The following is a 20,030-nucleotide window of genomic DNA, read 5'->3' on the forward strand; positions in this document are numbered from 1 at the left end:
GAACACAGCCTGGAACTAGCAGTTACGCGTCAATAAACAAGTAACTTATTGGATAAATATAGTTCTTACATGGAAGTCGCTTATAAAGCGGCTTTTTTGTTTGGAACAAGTGCTTTCAAAGAATGGAGTATAGGATATAACTACTTAAATTTATCCATTTATTCAGTAAAATAACTGCAGAATAATTAAAAACGTTCCTGGATAAATTAAATCCCGAGACATCAATGGGCGAAACTGCCAAGTCTATTTGTCGGCAGAAATTTAGATGAGAAAGCCCACCTTATTTTTAACGAACGACAAAGCATGAGAATATAAGAGCGAGAAATAGGAGCGAACAATGATAAAACCAATTGAACCGATCACTCACCCCCCATTCAACCCAATTCACGACAAGCTCTATAATCCGTTTGAGTTACTTGAGCATTTTAATCCGGAAAATGTACTGAGTTTACCTGCTACGCCCGATTTCCAGTGCTTTTTATACTTTCATCAACAAGGGGGGACTACTATCTCGAACCCTTACGCCGCGATGATGGAAGCTTTGCATGACACATCAGTTGTAAGGGAAATGAATGTATTTCTGGCAACAGAGGTGCAGGCAGGACGCCGTCCTGTCGCAATCATGGGCGGGCATCGAGAGCGACGCGGCAGCGATGCATATCGCGAGGTTGCACGAATTGCTCAGAAGCTTTCTGAATCTGGTTTCATCGTTGTTAGTGGTGGTGGACCAGGTTGCATGGAAGCGACTCATCTTGGTGCACTTTTCGCAGGACGTTCAGAAGAATCACTTACATCCGCAATCAATAGGTTAGCGGAAAAACCATATGATGAATTCCCAAAAAACATGCATCACCTCATTGGAAAAGATGGAAGGACAATCAATGAAGATTTGTTAAGTGATCTCCACGCATGGATGCTTCCAGCTTGGAAAATTGCTAATGAACTTAAGGACCAACTTACGCCTCTCAATCGTAGTTTGGCATTGCCGACATGGCATTATGGTCACGAACCATTTACGCCTTTTGCAACCCATGTGGCAAAATACTTCCTAAACAGCATACGAGAAGATGTTCTCCTGACGCTAGCTTCATGCGGCATCGTTTTTTCTGAAGGGCGGGGAGGCACTATCCAAGAAGTGTTCCAAGACGCGGGCCAAGTATACTACCGCGACACAGAAAATAAAGCTCCTATTACTTCAATGTTGTTTCTTGATAGCAAGTTCTGGACAGTTCCGGAAGTCCCAGATGGTAAGGTGCACATACCAGTGTTGGAATTGCTTCATCAACTCTTCGTAGTTAGTGGGAATATGACAGAGGAGGAATTCAAACGCTATATCCGGCTCGTCGATGATGCCGATGAAGTTGTGAACATCATCATTGAAAATGCTCCGTCCGCAAGCGAAGTCGTGCATAAGCTTAGAAGGTTCGGCATCAGTAATATCAATTCAGAGCTCATGGCCGAAAGGGTTGAGACTCTTGTTAGTCAAAGGAGGAAATGAGGCTAAGGCTTGCTGCTTACAATGTGGAAAACTTCTTTGAGCGCGCGAAGATACTAAACGCCGATGAATGGATGAAAAACAGGAGCTTATCTGGTCGGGAAGTTTTGGAAGGATTTGCTCAACTTAATTCGCTTTTAGCCCAGCCGACATACAGCTCATCTGATAAGAATGAAATTGTGCGCTTGATGGAAACACTGGGGCTTAAAGAATTAGATGAGTCCACGTTTGTCATGCTGCGGCGCAATCATGGAACTCTTGTCACCAGAAGGAACGGTGAATTAAAAGTTGTTGCGAACGGTCGAGAAGATTGGATCGGCTGGATTGAGTTGACGACTGAAGCAGTTAACGAACATGCTACGCAGAACACCGCTAGGGTCATCCGAAACGTTGATGCTCAAATCATGGTGGTGGTGGAGGCAGAGCACAGGCCCTCACTTGTTAGATTCAATGAACAAGTGCTTCATCCCATTGCTAAATGGCGTTTTGATCACGTGCGCTTGATGGATGGTAATTACGTAGATCTGGATATTTAAGCTTCCCTATGAGAAAAACAGAAAATAGTAAAATATGAGCGTTTCCCGGTGTTCAATACGGGAAACGCTCTTTTAATCTTAACCTGGAACAATCTAGCTTATCAGGGGTATAATCCAAAGAGAGTAGATAGATATTGGAAAGAATAGGAGGCCAATCATGGGAAGAAATTTTTTGAAAATAAACAATTTTGAATATAGGATGGTAAGCGATCCAGAGGAAACGGATCAAGAAATGATTGATAACGGCTATATAAAAGTTACAGATGCTCAGTTTGACAAAGCATTCAATTTCTATCCAAAGCTAATGAACAATGAGGTTACTTACAGCGATATTTTGAAAGAAATAAAAGTACTACCCTAAAGCACGTTCCGAACGGCACAAACGATATCCACGCAACTCTTCACTGACACAGTGCAATGATAGGAATTATGTCGATTGAAAAGAGCACATTACCATAAAAAGTCGCTAAAATAGAGGGCGTGTGAGCTAAGAACAGATCCCACCAAAAAACTAATTGTAAAGTAATATCCATTTTTAAAGTTAACGGGCAGTTTAGTTTAATGAACAATGCTAAAATAAAGAAAATATAAGAATAAATTGAGGTAAGAAATTGAAAACAAAGAAAAGTATGAGACAGATATGCCCAAAATGTGGGTACGAGAAATGTGTTCCCAAACTGTATATCGATAATCCAAAATATCCTTCTGGTTCGATTCTGAGATGTAAGCAGTGTAAATCACTTTTTTCGCTTAAAAATGGAGGATGGGTCTTTTGGAAGGAATGGGAATAAGCTAACGAGAACCGTTAGCTCAATCAAACATAAAAAGCAGCCGATCATATGCGTTTGGCTTCTTTACACCGTGATCCGTGAGAAGTGCAGTATACTAACATGGCGATTTGTGGAGGGACAAGAACATGTTCCCATTGAAATCGCTATTATAGCGGCTTTTTTGTTTTATCGGTACGTATTGGGGCAGGTATGGCGTATGGCGTTTGACGATTTGATTCCATCTGTACATATGTACAAAATACGAGTTTTGTGAAACAGTACTAATGATTTAAAAGCTGTACAGTGATTTTTACCCCTGTACAGCAATTCTTTATATTTTTCGAGTTAATCCCAAACTACTTCTGTTCCTGCTACAAAGTCATGAATCGCACGTCGATCCTCACGCAAACCGACCATAAAAGCACTCACAATAACTCCGATACCCAAAGTTAATACGTACACAAGTCCAGCTACAACAACTCGCATCAGCATCGTACCAATTTTTGGCGGTTCGTGTGTATCGTATTGGCGGATTCGAATTCCACATATACGTTTGCCTATGGTTCGACCATACCAGTAAACTGGTAATAAAATTGAGTATAACGCACTAAGCAGTTTGGCAATCGGCTCATCCGTATCAAAGTTGCCCGTCAGCACACCTGCAATAATCACTAACGGAATTGAAATAATAAGACTATCCAATACACCTGCTCCTAATCTAATCCAAAAACCTGCTTTATACAAAGTGCTTTCCTCCAAACTACAATTTTAAACTAAACGGCTAATTTACTTCATGAACTCCCTTCATTAAAATATCTAACTTTATGTACACAACCCAAATAGTATAACAGAAAATTTTACCTTTTTACGATAAAACTCCTATTTCATTTTAATTGCATCTTTTGTGAATTTTATAACAAACTATCGAATTAACTTACTGCTGTACATGTTCACTACTTACTCTTACATAATCCTTTTCAAAAATTGTATTTAGCTACTGAGCCCCCAATGAAAACACCATAATAATTATGTAAACCGAGAAAGCTACTCAACTTTTGTTAAGTAGCTTTCTGTTCGTTCTGCATCTGCCCTCTTCGCCAAATCTTATTCTCCACAATGGCATAAACTAACCCCGCGATGGCAAATATCCATATCGATGTCATGCGGTTCAGATGGTATCCTTTCGCGAAATATGGATTGTACATGAGATCAAAAACCCACAGCCCGCCCCATCCAAACCCAATCATATAGATGAAAGTTCTCATCATAGGAAAGCATACATATTTCCGCAGCAGCCATGTGATCGGGCTAATAATAACAACATAAAAAGCGACTAAATAGTGACCGAATCCCAGGATGAGCGAAAGAATATATATTACTCCCCCTGCATTGCGTAAGCCGTAATACTCTGTCGTTGTTATATGGTACCCTTCAATCCTTTCAAGAACGAGATATGCCGTCAAGCTTATCCCTATAAATATAAGTCCTAATACCATGTACCGTTGAACCGCGTTCACCAACATCAGATCACCCCAATGTCTAAACGTAGCCAGAACCACTCAAGTTACATGATTTCGAACAAATTACACAATTACACATAGGCGTTATTAGGTTCTGTTAAATGTTAAATTTAATCTATCGTTTCAATTGCTCTAATCCAACGACTACTTCTTACCTTCCAGAATCATCGTACCCAAACGGTCCATAAGCTCCATTCTCCCCATCGCTGTGTACGAATAATTATAATTATCGACATTAGAGATTTTATAGATCTTGCCATTCTTCACTGCGTTCATGTTATTCCACACCTTGCTGTCTACCATCTTATTCTCGCTATTCTCCATCAGCAGCAGACGATCCGGATTAACGGTAGCCAGAGCCTCCAGTGCGATCTGTTTACCTCCCCAGCCCTCTGGATCTGGGATACCCTCTGTGCGCTTCAGGCCCCATTCACCGTATAACATCTCAGCTGCCCCTTTATTGGAATAGATGACCAGGTTGTTTGGATATGTCTCAATTACGGCAAAGGATTCACCATGTACAGCCGCCTCCAGCTTTTGTTTCCACTCTGCAGATTTCGCATCATACTTGGCCAGATATTCATTTTTCTTGCTTTCTTCTCCAAACGTATCTGCCAAGAATGTCAGGCGTTCTCTCCAATCATAGTAAGAGTAAGGCAATGCAATCGTAGGCGCAATTTTAGATAAAGTTTCATACTGATCCGTGTTAAAATCCTTTCCCAAAATAATCAGATCCGGATTGGCACCCGCTATAGCTTCAATGCTGAACGGGAAACCATACCAGCCCAAATTAAGGGTATCTGCACTCAGTTGATCCTTAATGGTTGGAGTGATTTCCTCCGGGTTACCGTAATCCGCACTCATCGTTGCAACAGGTGTTTTCCCAATGATCAGTAGCTCTTCTGTAGAGCCGGATAGATCAACAATGCGCTCTGGATTCAAAGGGATCGTAATCTCTTCTCCATTCGGGTTGGTAATCACTTTGGTCGTTGCTTGTGCAGTCACCTCTGAGGAGCTGGCCACTTCACTGGTGGTCTGGATCGTTCCACAGGCCGCCAAGGTGAGCATACAACATAGTGCAATCCATACAGGAATTCGTTTAAACATCGTTGTCATTCTCCTTTTATGTCAGTTCATTAGCCACATGAGGCTTATTTGCTTCAGTTACTTTATCTATCTCATCGAACTCATTATTATACGTTTACTTTTACCTGCCAGCCTTCTGCATCCTGTTGTAATTGCCACAACCGAGCGTAGATGCCTGAGTGATCTAACAAATGCGCATGAGTTCCTTGCTCTACGAGCTGACCTTGGTCCAATACAAGGATCTGATCGGCATTCTGAATGGTCTTTAATCGGTGTGCAATCAAAATAACCGTCTTGTCCGCGACTAGCTCATTAATCGCTTGCTGCACCGCGGCTTCGTTCTCCGGATCAAGTGAAGCGGTGGCTTCGTCAAGCAAAACGATCGATGCATTTTTCAATAAAGCACGTGCAATGGAGATCCGTTGCTTCTCCCCACCAGATAACGTCGATCCACCCTCGCCAACGAGCGTATCGTACCCTTGAGGCAGACTGGAGATAAACTCATGACAACAAGCTCTGCGTGTTGCTTCCTCAATCTCGAATTGCGAAGCGTCTTTCTTTCCTACACGAATGTTGTTGCCGATCGTATCCTGGAACAGATACACGTCCTGGAAGACCACAGAGATATCCTGCAACAGCTTCTCGGGGTCCATCTGATCAACGGGTCTGCCACCAATGCGAATGGTTCCTTGCTGTACATCCCAGAAGCGGGCAATGAGACGTGTGACTGTACTCTTACCACTACCGGATGGGCCAACCAAGGCAGTAATGGTATGTGGCTCAATCGTAAACGACAAGTCTTTCAACACCGGCTGCTGATCATCATATCCAAAGGTCACCTGGTCGAATGAAATCGCCTGATTGGGCTGTACATCTCCCTTTCCTGCCATCGGGGCCTCTTGTTGCACATCCATAATGCGTCTTGCACTATATGCAGAGTACCGCATCTCCCCATAACTCATCAGTACAACCGTTAACGGTTCGAATACCTTTGTACCTACCAGCAAAAATAACAGAAATACCGGTAGGGACAACTCACCACCAGCAAGCAAATAACTGCCCACTAGAATCATCCATGTCATCCCTGATCGTGCAAGCAACATCGCGCCCATGATCATCGGTCCCATAATACCTTCTAACCGAATGGAAGCTGATTTCAATTCGTCAAAAGAACGACGCAGCCGTTCAAAACGTTTGCCCCCCATATTGTGGGCCTTAATCTCACGAATACCGCTCAGATACTCCTGAAGTCGACTGGCGGCTTCGTTTTTGGCTCGAACATGGTTCTCACTCAGTCGTGCCTGAATGGAATCCGTAAGCCATAACAGAGCCACACCTAAGGAAACCGCAACAAACATGGCTACGGCCATTCTCCAATCCACCAACAGAAGTCCGCCAAAAGCAAGTACCGGAAGCACAATCGCGCTGATCAGCTGCGACAGATTGTGAGAGATCGTATGCTCAACCTGACCATAATCACTCAGGATCAGATTCGTCAGATCGCCAGGATCACGTTTTCCGAAAAATCCTAACGACAGATGGCGAATATGTTCCGCCAACTTCAACCTTCCTGAGGCCGCAAGGCTGTATGCTGCCCGATAGGTCTTATCATAGAGCGAAGCATAAGCCGCATACTCCACCAGAAGCCAGGCAAACAGGATGCAGCATACAATCCACATTCGGTTGATATCCAGTCCTTTGTCTGGTCCAGCAAAAGACTTATAGATCGTGTTGAATATATCCACAAGCAGCGCCGCAGGAACAATCTTTGCAATCCCGTCCAGAATCGCTGCAATTACCGAAGGAAGCAGACTACGCGGGTTACCCCCAGATATATTGTATAAATAATTCTTCATCGTCCTGCACCTCCAAGCTTCCAGGAAGCTGCACTGATATGGGCCTGCCACATGTGCTCATATACTCCGCCTAATGCACGCAATTGATCATGTGTCCCACGCTCGGCAATCGTTCCCTTGCGGATCACGAGTATTTGCTCTGCTGCACGAATCGTTGTTAGACGATGAGCAATAATCAGTACTGTTTTGCCTTGAACCAATTGGGCTAGACCTTGCTGGATCTTGTGTTCATTCTCTGCATCTGCGTAGGCCGTCGCTTCATCCAGGACCAGAATGGGAGCATTTTTAAGCAGTGCCCGTGCAATAGCAATTCGCTGTGCTTCGCCGCCGGACAGGTACGTGCCGCCTTCTCCGATTTTGGTGTCATATCCGGCATCCAGTTTCTCAATGAATTCATGACAGCAAGCAGTTTGAGCCGCAGCTATAACGTCCTGTCGTGAAGCTGATGTATTGCCCATCCGAATATTTTCTTCAATCGTATCGTAGAACAAATGTACATCCTGAAATACAAAGGACACGGTATCCATCAGTTTCTCCGTACCCATCTCCTGAATCGGAATTCCACCAATCGTAATCTCACCTTCCTGTACATCCCAGAAACGAAGCAATAGATTCGCAATGGTTGACTTTCCTCCACCAGAAGGTCCGACAAGTGCGGTCATCTCTCCTGCGTTGGCTACAAAATCAACCTGATCAAGTACAGGTTTATATGCTTCGCTCTCCTTACGTTCATAAGCAAAAGATACCTGCCGAAAGGCAACCTCATATGTATCCGGAACTTTGGGCAACTCAGGTTCTTGTACAACCGGCTCGGCAAACACCGATTCTATCCGTTTCTGTCCTTCCACAATCTCTCGCATCCCACTACCCAGATACATTAACTTCAATAACGGAGCAGATAGACTCGGGGTAATGATTAGAAACAGAATAAACGTGATCGCAAACGACTGATTGCCTGCATTTCCACTCGACAGCAGAATACCCACCGGAACGATGAAGGTAAATAACGAGATCATGATTACAAAAAACAGCCCGTAGGATGTTTTACACAAATCAGTTATTTTCAACGAAATATCCCGGTACCGCGTCACCGCCTGTTTAAACGTTAGAAACGAATCAGCTGTAATGCCAAATACTTTCACCGCCGGCATACCTCTCACGTATTCAACACCTGTGGAATTCATCTCTTCAATAGCAAGTTGAAAATCACGATAAGCCTGGCGGCCTTTTTCGCTGCGAAAGAGGCGACTTTGGAGCCAGAACCCGATTCCGATTGGAACCAAAAGCGTCAGCGCCATGCGATAATCAAGCCAGAACAGATATCCCAAGAGCATTAGTGGAATAACGATCGCACTTACCAGGTCCGGCAACTGATGGGCGATAAATTTCTCGATTTTCTCCACACTGACTTCGATGATCTTCTTGAGCTCACCGGTTGCCGTCCGGGTGTGATACCCCATGGGTACTTTGGCAACATGTTCCGCAAGTCTCACTCTGAGCTGGTACAAAATGTTGAACGCAGCAATGTGTGAGCACATCCCCCCGATATAGAGCGCAACAAGCCCTGCAATCAGGGCTACGAACGCGACCATCCCCCAATAGATCAACAAATCTTTGTCCATGGCAGATGGTTGGCCCGCATGCGCTAGCAGTTCCTCGACGATCTTATACACTCCGACAAAAGGAACAATCTGCAACAGACTCGCCAGGGTCGAGAAGATACTTGCTGTAATCAGCAGACCTTTGCGCTCCTTCGTTACTTGCATTAGTCCCGACACTTCAGATGTGTTGTTCATCTCACCCCTCCTGATATTAATAATCATTCTCAATATAGCGCAGTGCTATATACGCACATTAATATCTCATAGAGCCCTGAATGATCACTACCTCTTCACGGAGCAATAATACCTCTTCAAGGATTATTGTTGTCTCACAGCTTCTTATAAGCCCTATTGGACATATGACCTCGTCGCTTAACTTGAGAATGTCTGGTGAAGTATTTACATTCTTGCCAAGCAAAAAAATTGTTGTTGGAGAAAGTTTTCGTTTTTTGCTTGTATAGATAAATATGACTTCTTTGATCTGTAACTCCCGTAATATTTTCCATTTAGTATGGATAAATATGTGAAGGAGTTCTGAAGGAGTTACTTACATCATTTAACTGTCGCCTATTGAATTCAAAAGGAAGCCATATTGGATATATGGCTTCATCGCTTAACCTGTGAATGGACACTCAACTATGAAAAGCTTTCCAGAACGAACCTTCTGTATTAATGATGTCCTTGATCTGGACAAAAGGAATCGTAAACGTTGGAAACCCTGCCGCATAGGGAGCGATGTCATATGGATTGAAGTAGAGATGTAGAGCATCCGCTGTTACAAAAAACGGCTGATCCCCACTAATCCCCGTATAGGTGTCCGGAAACACATACGAGTATTGAGGATCATTTTTGATCTGATCCCCCACAATCTGGCTCAACACTTTTACATAGTCACTATTTGGTTTAAACAAATCCTTCAACGCATACAACTGACCATTCGTCAGATTAATGATCGCATAGATCATCGTAGGCATACCATGCGCTGCACCCGCCGGGTAGTTATAACCTGTGAGTTGCAGTTGCAGCAATTGCTGCTGATAAAACGTTATATCAAAATCACCTGTATACGTATAATCTAGCTGCTGATCCGCAGGGATCGGTTTAACCTGGGAGAGTTGCTTCAACTTGGCATTCAGCGCAAGCTGCTCCGCTTGGTTCGTTAATCCCTCCACCTGCGGATAATATACGAGGTAGTCCCTGTTTGGTTTGTACTTCTCTTCGCGTACACGGTACGGCAGATGAAGCGGAACGATTGTATTTTGCCGCCAGATGATCTGTCCTGCCCGATTCACATACGATAAACGCTGGTCTACATAGGCCTTAATCAGATCTGGTGCCACGACCTCCAGCGTACCCGAACCTTCTACATGGGGATACCCAGCGGCAGGTCTTCCACTCAGATCCAACAGATAGGTCTGTCTTCCATCCGATGCGGAAGCAAGGCCGTTTTTGTAATTGCCTACTTCGCGATATAGGAACTCCGTAAGCCTTCTACCGTTGGTATCTGCAATCGCATACACAGAGCCGATATAAGGCTGCTCCGGGTTAATCGCTTGCCCCAGCGCATAACGATGCTCGCCTAGTTCGCGGATGTCATTATAGGCGGGTTGAATGATAAACGATCCTTGCGTATTAATAACACCGTAGATCGATTTGTAGTCCTCTGCTGTATTAACAATCGCTTGCCCGCCGTTAAAAGGAAATGCCGATGAAAACTTGGGCTGAATGCGAATATTACCCCGTTCGTCGATGTACCCATATTTTCCAGATGCTTCTTTTTGAAAAGCAAGCAGTCCATCCCCTAGTGGTCCCACATAGGCATATGGATACGTTGCGAGCCGATGTCCATTGCGATTAATGAGCGCATATTCATTGTCCTTAATCTGCACAACCGCTTTACCATCTTGAAAATCATTCGCCGAAGCGAACTGTGCAGGTATCACCTCATTGCCCAACGCATCCAAATAACCATACCGACTCACCGATCCATCTGCCTGACCAGGATTAGAATCGTAAAATAACGCTCGACCGTCGTTCATATTTGAGATATACGGGTACGCACGTTTGGTCAGGACTGTACCTTGTTCATTAATCATCTTAAATCCTTGAGAATCAATTGTTATCGCCCGTTCTTCGGAAAAGGAATTGATGGAATCGTATACAGGTTGAACGACATACTGCCCCTGAAGGTTAATTACGCCGGCACGACCACCCTTCACAACCACAGCCAATCCATTGGGTTGGAACTCTTGCGCGTCATCCAGAACCGGCTCAAGCCGAATGTGGCCTTGGGCATCCATGTACCCCCAACGCGTCCCACTCGTGGTTCGAACGGAGACTGGATATAACCATGTCGCTACCCGGGCATGACTTATAGGGACCATTGCCTGCTTAATTTTCTTTTCTAGCTCTTGTAGTACCTCTCTGGAAGGATACGCTTCCGGGAAACTGAGTGCCTTCTGAACTGAAGCGAGAGCTGCCGGATACTGGCCCGCATGGTACTGAGCATCCGCAAGGTAATACCAGTAAAAGATATAATCAGGATATTGCTGGGTTAGTTGCTCGTAATATTGCACTACTTTGGGATAATAGGTTGCATATACGTCCGGTGCAGGAACCCATTTCCCATTCTGCCATCGGATAATCTCCACACGATAAGCTTCACCTGTGTCATGTATCCAGAGTGCAATCTCCACTTTCCCATCTCGGCCATGTGGACCAGGCATATCTATAATCTCTGCATAGCTATAGTATAGATCGTCAGGCGCCAGATCTTTGAGCCCTGATTCCGTCCACTCATATACGGCAAGCTTAGACCATATAGAACCAATCCGCCAACCGATAATAAGATTGTTCCTTGCAGTTGAAGTTACAGGGGCTGCAGTCATTAAAGTCACCCCATACCCCAATCCCTTAATTAGTGCCATCTTGATCCAATGTCCTTGAACAAATTTCAGAATGAGCAAATACAGCTCACCATTCAACTGATAGACTGCAGCAATCTCCGGCATACCGTCACCGGTAAGATCTGCCGCATAGATCGCTGGATGTTGAACAGGTTTATCAATAGTGACGACCGTTGCACCAGCCGGAATATGTTGATTCACAATTTGCGTTAACAGCGGTTCGCTCATGGACATCTCAGTTTCCTCCCTTATGACCGCATTCGCCTAATGGTATGCGTCATAAATCGGGATATGACATGTAATTCATTTTATATAAGTTGAACTAAAGAATATTCACACTTACCACTCCGATGACAGAACACCTTCCGATCGCTGTTATCCCCATATTTTTGATTCACCTTTTAATTATTCTTCTTACAAAGTTACTTTCTCTCCATTGATTAGCAGGTAGCTCACATCATTCACCGGAATGGTCTTAGGGGAAATCCACTTAATGAGATCCTGATCCAGCTGGAGGAAACCGGATTCGCCAGTCAACTTTGTACCATCCTTCAGGTGCACTTCAATACTCAGATCCTCCATCCGAATCATACTCAGTGCCTCACCTGTAAGTGTGACACCAACCGGGGAAAGAGTAACATTTGCCAGTGAGGCTCCATTTGCATCAAGCTGAATGTTTCCTGTTTTACTCAAACCATTTTGACTCAAGTTAAAGGTCGTTTTCCAATTTCCCTGTACAACTTCACTAATGCTCGTAAAGCTGCCTTGGAGTCTGAGCTTATCTAATTGGTCAACAGCGGACAGATCATACACAAACTCAATGTAATCCCCACCAATGTCTACTCCTTTTTTCATGTATCTCCCGTAGCTAATGGAATATTGGGGAATATCGAGCTTTTGACCTTGCTCATCCGTGAAGTAGAAGTATCCATGATTATACTCGCCAATCTCATTATCCGGATTAATCTGAATGTGTAACTTGCCATCCACAAAACCTATATTGGAAATATGCATCCAATCAATACCGGAAATGGGGATATTCGTTACATCCTGATGCAGTACCGGAATAGGATCAGTTTCCAATTGAATATCGGTTGTACCTCCCAAGCCACTAATACGATCTCGCTCCAGGATTTGATAACTATTGTTTTGCTTTTCTTGTAACAACTGCTTCCAGTCCACTTGTACGTTGTAACCCTCTTGAAGAGATGTACCCGACATCAGCGTATTAATCTGAACTGTAATTCAATTTTTGCTGACTTTTCCTTGAATGAGGAATCGGACAATAGCCGTTTGATTCGCATCATCATAATGAATAATCTGAGCGTTGTTTGCATTACCTCCGGTTATCCTGTAATCATATACATCCAGTGTATCGTCAATGCGATGACCCGTCAGATCCGACAATGAAACATAGATTTCCGTTGTATCTCCGTCCCTGACAGCACCTATAACCTCCATTCGAATCCCTTGATCTTCACTCACCTGATGAACAGGCTGAAGAATGCCAATCCGATCTGCACCTAGAAAATGAAGAACAGTAGACAGATCAATGATGCCCACCGATGCAGCTGCCCCTGTAACAAGACATAACGATAACGCAGCGGTTACAGGAATATAGATGGCTTTGCGATACTTTTTTCTTTTATTCATGGACTTCTTTGTCTGTGCGGATGGATCGGATGGATATAATACAGGTGGATAAAATGATGTATCTGATCTTGTAATGTTTGTTGGTTCATTCATCGCCAATTTATCATAGAACAACTTTTTAATGTTAAAGAGGTTCTGCTCAGTGAATTCTTTTTCGGATTCTCCCATATGATCGCCTCCTTTATTTCCTGTTCATCCACCATGTCCTCAATCGTTGCCTGGAGCGATAAAGCTTGTTATGGACTTGCCTAACGTGTAGAGACAATGCTTCCGATATCTCATGGGGTCTCTGTCCTTCGTAAAACCGACGTTTCATAATCTCCCGTTCCGGTTCTGGAAAAGATTCAATCATTTGATTAAGTTCCGTATATGTCTCTTTACTGACCATCTGAACCAACAAATCATCCGTTTGCACCGAATGAATCTCCTCTTCATATGTAAGCTCAGTTCTTTAAGTTTCCGGTAGCGATCAATCGCTTTATGTTTTGTCATTGTTGCAAGGTAATTTTTCAGGCTACTTCGCCCAGACTGGAATGCATCCGGATTCTGCCAAAAAGCAAAAAATGTATCTGCTACGCATTCTTCAATCTCTTCTGTCGATGCATGATGTAGGATGGAATGAGCAATCTTCCATAACAAACCTGCGTAGTGGTTCATCACCCATTCCATGGCTTCAGGATCACGATTCGCTACTGCCTTCCGTATCTGTTCTTCTTCCACGATTAGATGTCCCCTCCCTTCCATGCTCATATGATCACGAGTGCTCGTGTTGATCCGTGCTTCCTACCTATATTCGTTTGGCAAATGACTTTTACTTACTCCACGATAAAAAAAGATTTGCAGTGGCCTTGTAGCCTTCTGCAAATCTTCTCATCTTCTATAATACATCTTATTTACTACATCATATCGCTCTCATGGGCCTTCGCTTGAAAATCTAACCAATATTACGCCTCTTCTTGCATACTCAATTGTACATATTGGGTGAGACGACAATACTGAAATAACAGCAACTCTTCATTACCTTGTCCAAGAGCCACGCTACGTCCTTCCTTAATGACGTGATTCAACAACTCATGCAGGAAACTCATCTGCAACCGCAAGGATTCCGCTGTGAGCTGCTCAAGTACCTCAATATCTCGGATCGTAAACTGAGATAACCCGCGCAGCAGCAACTCTTCTGACCAGCCGTTAATTTTCTGCATGAACTGATTATATTCTTCCAAGTCTGCCCATCCTCCCATTACCGATATCCAGTTTCAGACTGAGCACCGTTTTGCCCTTCAGGAAACTGATTGGGCTAATCCGTTTTGGTTCCACACGCACAAAGGCATAGAAATGTTCAAGTGATTGGGAACCATATCCTGACTCCAGTCTTTGGATCATCGCCTGCCAGTCAGATGAATATGGGAGAGTGAGTGCCAATCGTTCTCCTTCGGTACTCTCAACCGTCAGGACAAGCTCCTGCGTTTGTTTGACAAAGTTATGGTCCACGATTCGAGCAACTTTGATCACTGCCAATCGTTCTTTGGGAGCAGCAAACAAGTCGAACGATCGCGATTCCTCTTGAAGTACTGACGTTACGTCTTGCATGGTTTTGCCCATATTCAACGTTTCCACACCCGTTCGTGGCAAAATCGCAAGCTTGGCACCTTCCCCGGAAGAGATCCGGCGTTCTTCATTCACTTTAACTGAATGGAATTGAACTTCTTCACCCACGAACTGGCGAAAGGTAAGATTAGGCAACCATGGTGTGAATGCACCATAATGCTCTGTATACGAGAACTGCTGATCATCATAATATACAGCACGTACATCGCTATAAGTGTAGATTTCCTCATCATCAAAACAATAGAAATAATAGGTGATTCCACGGAAACCGGATCGTGTCTCCCACGCATCAGCTCCCAGTCCATACAGGTGAAGTGAAGGAACCGTATAGTATTTACTTCGAAAACTGCCAATGAGCTGACTCTGCTGAATGACAGATACCTTTTCTTCTTCAAGAACCTGGAGTGCAAGATACAGCTTGCTTACCCGATCCAACATGGATTGCATGGAGAAACGTATATGTCTGTTGAAAAACAACTGTAGTTCCCCTTGAATCCCTCGTAAACTGCGTTCTATGTCAGGTAGGTTGCCACTATGAGCTGCAATTGCCAAAGTCTCCAGTTGTGCCATATAGGACTGAGGAAGGCGGGCCAGTCCCGTCTTCAACAATCCTGCCAGCATAACCCGACATTCCTGCACTGTCTGAAGAGAGAACTTGGCCTCGTACACCCGTCCACTTAATGCATCCGTATCATCCAGACCTTTAAAGTTCCGGTACCGTAACAAAGCTTCAAGCTTGGCCATTTTCCCGGCTGTCTGCTGCACCTTACATAGTGCTTTTGCAAGGTTCGGTTCCTCCGTAAAAGACACCTCGATATTCTGGGTGGTCAGATGAACCGTAAGAAGTGAATCTTCAATGATCTTAATTTCCTCTGGGTATCTCAGTCGGAAAACAACTTCCTCAATCATGGAAGAACTATACGATTTAATTAACACAGTAAGGTCAGACTCCGTCATCCAGCGGAAGCGAGACTCGATCTCACGAGAAACTGAATGCGGATCTTCGCTTGAATCATCCACGTTTGATACTAAGTTTGATGATGATTCTGTTACTGATACGTTTTTTGGTACGTCCAACGGATCATTATCCGATATCCCTGAGTCCTTATCCAGCGCATGCTTCTCGTCTGCATTCATTGAATCCTCTGCCGTATATTCCCGTTGATCATACAGAATTGCAATAAGCACATGCTTGCAGATATGATCGGCCGGGCAGGAGCATTCCCAATGATCCAGCGTATTTTCAAGCGTACATTGTGTCCCGTCACTGAGCTGACAACTCACAGATGATGCATTCCATGTGTACGTTACACTTACACCATTGTCCAACTCTTTCAAAGACCTTTTGTACAACCCCTTGTTGGCATACCGAATCAAATAATCCTCCGTACACAGCTTCGAAAAAATCCGGAATTTTTCCTTGAATCCATTCACGTCATCAACGCCCCGTTGCTCTCAGAATGTCGTAGATCGTTTCACTGAACACGCGACCTGGAACGTTGCCTAGAGCAATGGATTTGTTGTCACCATAGTAATAATATTGCTTGTTATTCGGTTTGAAGAAATGAAGGGATTCCAGGGTAATGTCATCCAATCCCTCGTAATACGTGATGCTCGTACCACTGAATTGCAATTCCGCAACGAGATCTCCGTACTCTTTATAAAATTCATGATACCAGCCGCCGTCCTGTGCCGGTCCTTTGATCCAGCCGTATTTCTCCAGTGCTTTGGGGAAAGCCGTTGGTGAGAAATCAGACTCGGGCAGATGATCGTATTCATTCTTCGTTTTATCCTCATCTTCTGGCTGGTGAATCTCACGATTCAATTGCTCGAATGGCTGCTTGATCTCGTAATCCTCCAACTGCGTTGTCCAACCTTCAAGCGTCGCCTGATCCAGTTCCAGCGGGTGTATAAGTCCCACTTGCGCATCCGAAGGCAGATCAACCTCATCTTCATCCACGGAATTGAAGGTCCCGTCCTCCATATAACGGAAGGTGCTGATCAGAGAGCCATCCTCATATGTTCCCCAGATCAGACCAACAGCAAATTTTTGCATGATTACATTTTGTACAAACAATGCTTTCCACTCATCGGCAGACCACAGACGTTGCTTGGACAATGACTCTTCCAGACGCTGCGCCTGAATGTTAACCATGGATTTGAGATCTTTTTTCAGCTGTGTGAAACGTGCCTTGGACTGCGCTGCCAATTCAGGATCATCTTTCTGTGCAGGAGCAGGCAGACTCTTCACGGATTTGCCCGTTTCTTCATTTAAGACAACGACTTGCAAGTCTCCATTGACCTTAACAAGGAAGGAACGCTCTCCGTAACTCAGCTGCATGGTTCCTTTTTCATCAAAACCAAGTGTGGTGACCAGCCGATCCTCCAGTTGTTCCGAGGTAAGTCCCATATTATCGGCTGCAAGTTGCAATGCTTCTTCTGCTGCACCTTTCACCTGACGGTTCTTCACGCCACGTTTGATCTTGTCAATCGCCATAAGAGCGGATGGATCTTTCAGATAAGCGAGCACTTTTACAGCATCTGCTGCAATCGCGCCACGACTGTTTTCTGTCCATTCCTTAATTTGCGGAGCCAGAATATTCACAATGTGAATATCGCCAAAGAGTGCTGATACATACATCACCCATTTCTCTTTTGCAGGAGCACCTTCCTGAATCCAGACCTGGAGCAGTTCACTTGCAAAACGAGCGAGCGATGCCTCACTTACGTAATCTCGTAATTCATTCAACCGTTCATTAGGACCGGATGTATGATCCAATGATTGGACCAAAGCATACTGTTTAATCCGGTCATCTAAAGGCTGATTGTCTTCAATACGTATCAGTGAAGGGAGATCTTTCAAGGACAACCAGCTCAGTCTCGACAACTTTTTGGCATCCGCCTGATCAGCGAGTGCAGCATGGGCATACTCTGGACTTAGATCTGCGGTATCCAGCAGAATTTGGATCAAGCTCTTCCAATCGTCGGACTTCTCTTTCTTCAAAAGTTCACCGTACAGTTCCTTGCTGTTTTCCAGACTGCGGATTGCAGTCAGAGCCATCTCTTTGATTCCCACTTTTTTCTCCGAGAGGTAGATGAGCGTATACAAGTCCTGATCAGGAATTCGGTTGAATTCCGCTAACGCCACGCCGTTGGCCTTTTTGGAAGAATCCTGCAGTCCGGCACGAATCGCTTCAGCCAATATTTTCTTCGATAACTCATCACGCTGTTCAAAGGTAATCTCCAGAATTAAAATGCGTGTATCTGTTGGCAGTTTCTTGTACTGTGTCAGTGCATAGTCCAGATTCTGCTGAATGATTCGGCGGTATTCGTCATGCGGCATCGATTTGTATCTGTAGTCGGTCATGCCATTAAGTGAGATCAGGCTGGTTAGCAATTTCTCACGTTGCACCTCAGGGTCTTGCCCGTAACGTTGAAGCAGCTGCTCTCCACTAAACGCGTATGAATTGTACATGTCCGAGATAATATCCAGTGTCCAATCGGGATGAGTGGTCAGGATTGCGAACCTGCGCATCGCCTCCGAATCCAAGGGCAGAAAACTAATACTAATGAGGTTGTGAACACGCTTTTTATCCCGATTCAGTTGATTAAACAACCCACGACTATTTGGGTCCTCCCAATATTCCTCCAGGGTGTTTTCCCCACTTAAGTATCTTGCAATCGCAAGTCCTTGACGTCCCCCGTCCAAAGGATGCCGAAGAGCGTTAAATACCGCTTGCTCCAGTGACCCCTCCGCATTAGGCAATGTCAATCCTTGATCCTCCATGAATTTCTGAATGCAGAGTTTGAGGAATGGCGGTTTGATAATCTCGTATGCTCGAATCGCTTGTTCAGGACGATTCGCGATCGCGGATTGTAACATGTTCCAAGATACCGTGTACGAATTAAGCTCGTCCCGCAACATTTCAACCAACTGATAAGGTTCATCCAGAGGCACAAGTCCAGCAAGCAGATCATTTGGACTCTTGGCTCTAGGGTCCATACTCAGCAAGTAACGGCGAACTTCAAGTGGATAAATCTCATGTAATTGATGTACTGTGTGAAGCAAAACATGCCCAATCTCACTATTTGTATCAAGGAACCGTTGTTTACCTCCACTAATGTTAATCAGGTACAACAAGGCACCACTCACAAGTACCATAGTTTGATGGAATACTGTGTGTGAACATTGCTCTTTTGAAGAGAAAGACGTATTGGGATACAGTTCAGCTATGAGCTGACTACGCTTCTCCTTGAGGAATTCATCCTTCAATTCTTGGGAAGATCCGTTATGTTTCCCTTGAATATTACTGACCACTACAGGTTCAATCAACGTATGTAACTCGTCCCGCAACTTATCTGCATCATTAGCCATCACATGTTGAAACAACACTGGTAACGATTGAACAGAAGATTGAACCTCTGCAAGATGAGAAGCCGTGTCACTGAGTCTTGAATATAATTGCAGCAGCATTAAAGCATTAATTACATCCCGGTAATCCCCTTGACTGTCCGCTTTTTTGGAATCAAAAAGCCACTGGGCACGCTTTAATTTACTCTTTAATTCAGTCAGAATTTCGTTCTCGCCTGCAAACTGTTTGATCTTCTCCAACCGGGACAACAATCCATCCATACGATCAGCGCTTTTGCTCTTCCCGCTTAATCCGTAAGCTTCGGAGTCATTTCCCATACAGACAGTAAAGGCATCCGTTCTCCATGAATTTCTTTTGGAATAATTGGATTCCAGATATATCACAATAGCCCCGGCACGGTAAAAGATATCTCCATCGTCTTTTTTGGCAAGCTTCATGAGCAGATCAATCGTTTGATACACATAATGACTCGAATTTCCCATCATATCCGGGAACTTGTCTGTCGTTCCCAAGACGTAATCGATAATTTCGGAGCTTCGATCTGTTTTTAATGAATACTCGTTTGAACAGGTTACTGCGAATTTCTCCACCAAAGTTTCAACTGCGCGGTCTGCGGTAAGCATTAC

The 20,030-nt window shown here is 44.3% G+C and carries 15 protein-coding genes; 3 read left to right on the top strand and 12 right to left on the bottom strand.

Translation table 11 applies throughout. The features are described from left to right. Positions 1–337: 337 nt before the first annotated feature. The 3 genes from MHH92_RS16380 (at position 338) to MHH92_RS16390 (ending at position 2,392) form a co-directional block, all read left to right on the top strand. Positions 338–1,498, top strand: a complete 1,161-nt coding sequence (locus tag MHH92_RS16380) for a hypothetical protein (RefSeq protein ID WP_340904931.1) — start codon at positions 338–340, stop codon at positions 1,496–1,498. After that, positions 1,495–2,031 carry a hypothetical protein gene (locus tag MHH92_RS16385; RefSeq protein ID WP_243391300.1) on the top strand — a complete coding sequence of 179 codons (537 nt, stop codon included), beginning with the start codon at positions 1,495–1,497 and terminating at the stop codon, positions 2,029–2,031. The genes MHH92_RS16380 and MHH92_RS16385 overlap by 4 nt, the downstream gene beginning before the upstream one ends. Positions 2,032–2,188: 157 nt before the next feature. Beyond that, positions 2,189–2,392: a hypothetical protein gene (locus MHH92_RS16390; RefSeq protein WP_100527501.1), complete on the top strand. Its 204-nt coding sequence runs from the start codon at positions 2,189–2,191 to the stop codon at positions 2,390–2,392. Positions 2,393–3,146: 754 nt separating this feature from the next. Here MHH92_RS16390 and MHH92_RS16395 read toward each other — a convergent pair. The 12 genes from MHH92_RS16395 to MHH92_RS16445 all read right to left on the bottom strand — a co-directional run bounded on the left by MHH92_RS16395 (position 3,147) and on the right by MHH92_RS16445 (position 20,027). Further along, positions 3,147–3,545 carry an RDD family protein gene (locus MHH92_RS16395; protein WP_081746009.1) on the bottom strand — a complete coding sequence of 133 codons (399 nt, stop codon included), beginning with the start codon at positions 3,543–3,545 and terminating at the stop codon, positions 3,147–3,149. Between the two features lie 920 nt (positions 3,546–4,465). Continuing rightward, entirely contained in the window at positions 4,466–5,428 is a 963-nt protein-coding gene (locus MHH92_RS16400; protein WP_340904935.1) for an ABC transporter substrate-binding protein, read from the bottom strand. Positions 5,429–5,514: 86 nt separating this feature from the next. Further along, positions 5,515–7,263 (bottom strand): ABC transporter ATP-binding protein, encoded by a 1,749-nt coding sequence (locus MHH92_RS16405; RefSeq protein WP_340904936.1) that lies wholly within the window; start codon positions 7,261–7,263, stop codon positions 5,515–5,517. Next, a complete protein-coding gene (locus tag MHH92_RS16410) occupies positions 7,260–9,059 on the bottom strand; it encodes an ABC transporter ATP-binding protein (protein WP_340904938.1) in 1,800 nt (599 codons plus the stop codon). Before MHH92_RS16410 ends, MHH92_RS16405 begins: the two co-directional genes overlap by 4 nt. Positions 9,060–9,496: 437 nt before the next feature. Continuing rightward, entirely contained in the window at positions 9,497–12,004 is a 2,508-nt protein-coding gene (locus MHH92_RS16415; protein ID WP_340904939.1) for a WG repeat-containing protein, read from the bottom strand. A 180-nt stretch (positions 12,005–12,184) separates the two neighbouring features. Next, positions 12,185–12,991 (bottom strand): hypothetical protein, encoded by an 807-nt coding sequence (locus MHH92_RS16420; protein ID WP_340904941.1) that lies wholly within the window; start codon positions 12,989–12,991, stop codon positions 12,185–12,187. Positions 12,992–13,015: 24 nt separating this feature from the next. Beyond that, a complete protein-coding gene (locus tag MHH92_RS16425; protein ID WP_340904943.1) occupies positions 13,016–13,591 on the bottom strand; it encodes a hypothetical protein in 576 nt (191 codons plus the stop codon). Between the two features lie 13 nt (positions 13,592–13,604). Beyond that, a complete protein-coding gene (locus tag MHH92_RS30605) occupies positions 13,605–13,811 on the bottom strand; it encodes an RNA polymerase sigma factor (protein WP_445744709.1) in 207 nt (68 codons plus the stop codon). Continuing rightward, the gene (locus tag MHH92_RS16430) at positions 13,772–14,143 is read right to left on the bottom strand and encodes a sigma factor (protein WP_340904945.1); all 372 of its coding nucleotides are present in this window, start codon (positions 14,141–14,143) and stop codon (positions 13,772–13,774) included. The genes MHH92_RS30605 and MHH92_RS16430 overlap by 40 nt, the downstream gene beginning before the upstream one ends. A gap of 224 nt (positions 14,144–14,367) precedes the next feature. Continuing rightward, the gene (locus MHH92_RS16435) at positions 14,368–14,646 is read right to left on the bottom strand and encodes a hypothetical protein (protein WP_340904947.1); all 279 of its coding nucleotides are present in this window, start codon (positions 14,644–14,646) and stop codon (positions 14,368–14,370) included. After that, positions 14,633–16,465 (bottom strand): hypothetical protein, encoded by a 1,833-nt coding sequence (locus tag MHH92_RS16440; protein WP_340904949.1) that lies wholly within the window; start codon positions 16,463–16,465, stop codon positions 14,633–14,635. Before MHH92_RS16440 ends, MHH92_RS16435 begins: the two co-directional genes overlap by 14 nt. A 4-nt stretch (positions 16,466–16,469) precedes the next feature. Continuing rightward, positions 16,470–20,027: a DUF4132 domain-containing protein gene (locus tag MHH92_RS16445; protein WP_340904951.1), complete on the bottom strand. Its 3,558-nt coding sequence runs from the start codon at positions 20,025–20,027 to the stop codon at positions 16,470–16,472. Positions 20,028–20,030 lie beyond the last annotated feature (3 nt).

Origin of the sequence: Paenibacillus sp. FSL M7-1414, assembly GCF_038003195.1 — a bacterium.
In the GTDB taxonomy this organism is placed as follows: domain Bacteria; phylum Bacillota; class Bacilli; order Paenibacillales; family Paenibacillaceae; genus Paenibacillus; species Paenibacillus amylolyticus.

What these genes read in the sequence shown, in the direction of transcription:
- MHH92_RS16380 (WP_340904931.1), top strand. Translation starts at nt 338, where the DNA reads ATGATAAAACCAATTGAACCGATCACTCACCCCCCATTCAACCCAATT.
- MHH92_RS16385 (WP_243391300.1), top strand. Translation starts at nt 1,495, where the DNA reads ATGAGGCTAAGGCTTGCTGCTTACAATGTGGAAAACTTCTTTGAGCGC.
- MHH92_RS16390 (WP_100527501.1), top strand. Translation starts at nt 2,189, where the DNA reads ATGGGAAGAAATTTTTTGAAAATAAACAATTTTGAATATAGGATGGTA.
- MHH92_RS16400 (WP_340904935.1), bottom strand. Translation starts at nt 5,428, where the DNA reads ATGTTTAAACGAATTCCTGTATGGATTGCACTATGTTGTATGCTCACC.
- MHH92_RS16405 (WP_340904936.1), bottom strand. Translation starts at nt 7,263, where the DNA reads ATGAAGAATTATTTATACAATATATCTGGGGGTAACCCGCGTAGTCTG.
- MHH92_RS16410 (WP_340904938.1), bottom strand. Translation starts at nt 9,059, where the DNA reads ATGAACAACACATCTGAAGTGTCGGGACTAATGCAAGTAACGAAGGAG.
- MHH92_RS16415 (WP_340904939.1), bottom strand. Translation starts at nt 12,004, where the DNA reads ATGTCCATGAGCGAACCGCTGTTAACGCAAATTGTGAATCAACATATT.
- MHH92_RS16420 (WP_340904941.1), bottom strand. Translation starts at nt 12,991, where the DNA reads ATGTCGGGTACATCTCTTCAAGAGGGTTACAACGTACAAGTGGACTGG.
- MHH92_RS16425 (WP_340904943.1), bottom strand. Translation starts at nt 13,591, where the DNA reads ATGGGAGAATCCGAAAAAGAATTCACTGAGCAGAACCTCTTTAACATT.
- MHH92_RS30605 (WP_445744709.1), bottom strand. Translation starts at nt 13,811, where the DNA reads ATGGTCAGTAAAGAGACATATACGGAACTTAATCAAATGATTGAATCT.
- MHH92_RS16445 (WP_340904951.1), bottom strand. Translation starts at nt 20,027, where the DNA reads ATGCTTACCGCAGACCGCGCAGTTGAAACTTTGGTGGAGAAATTCGCA.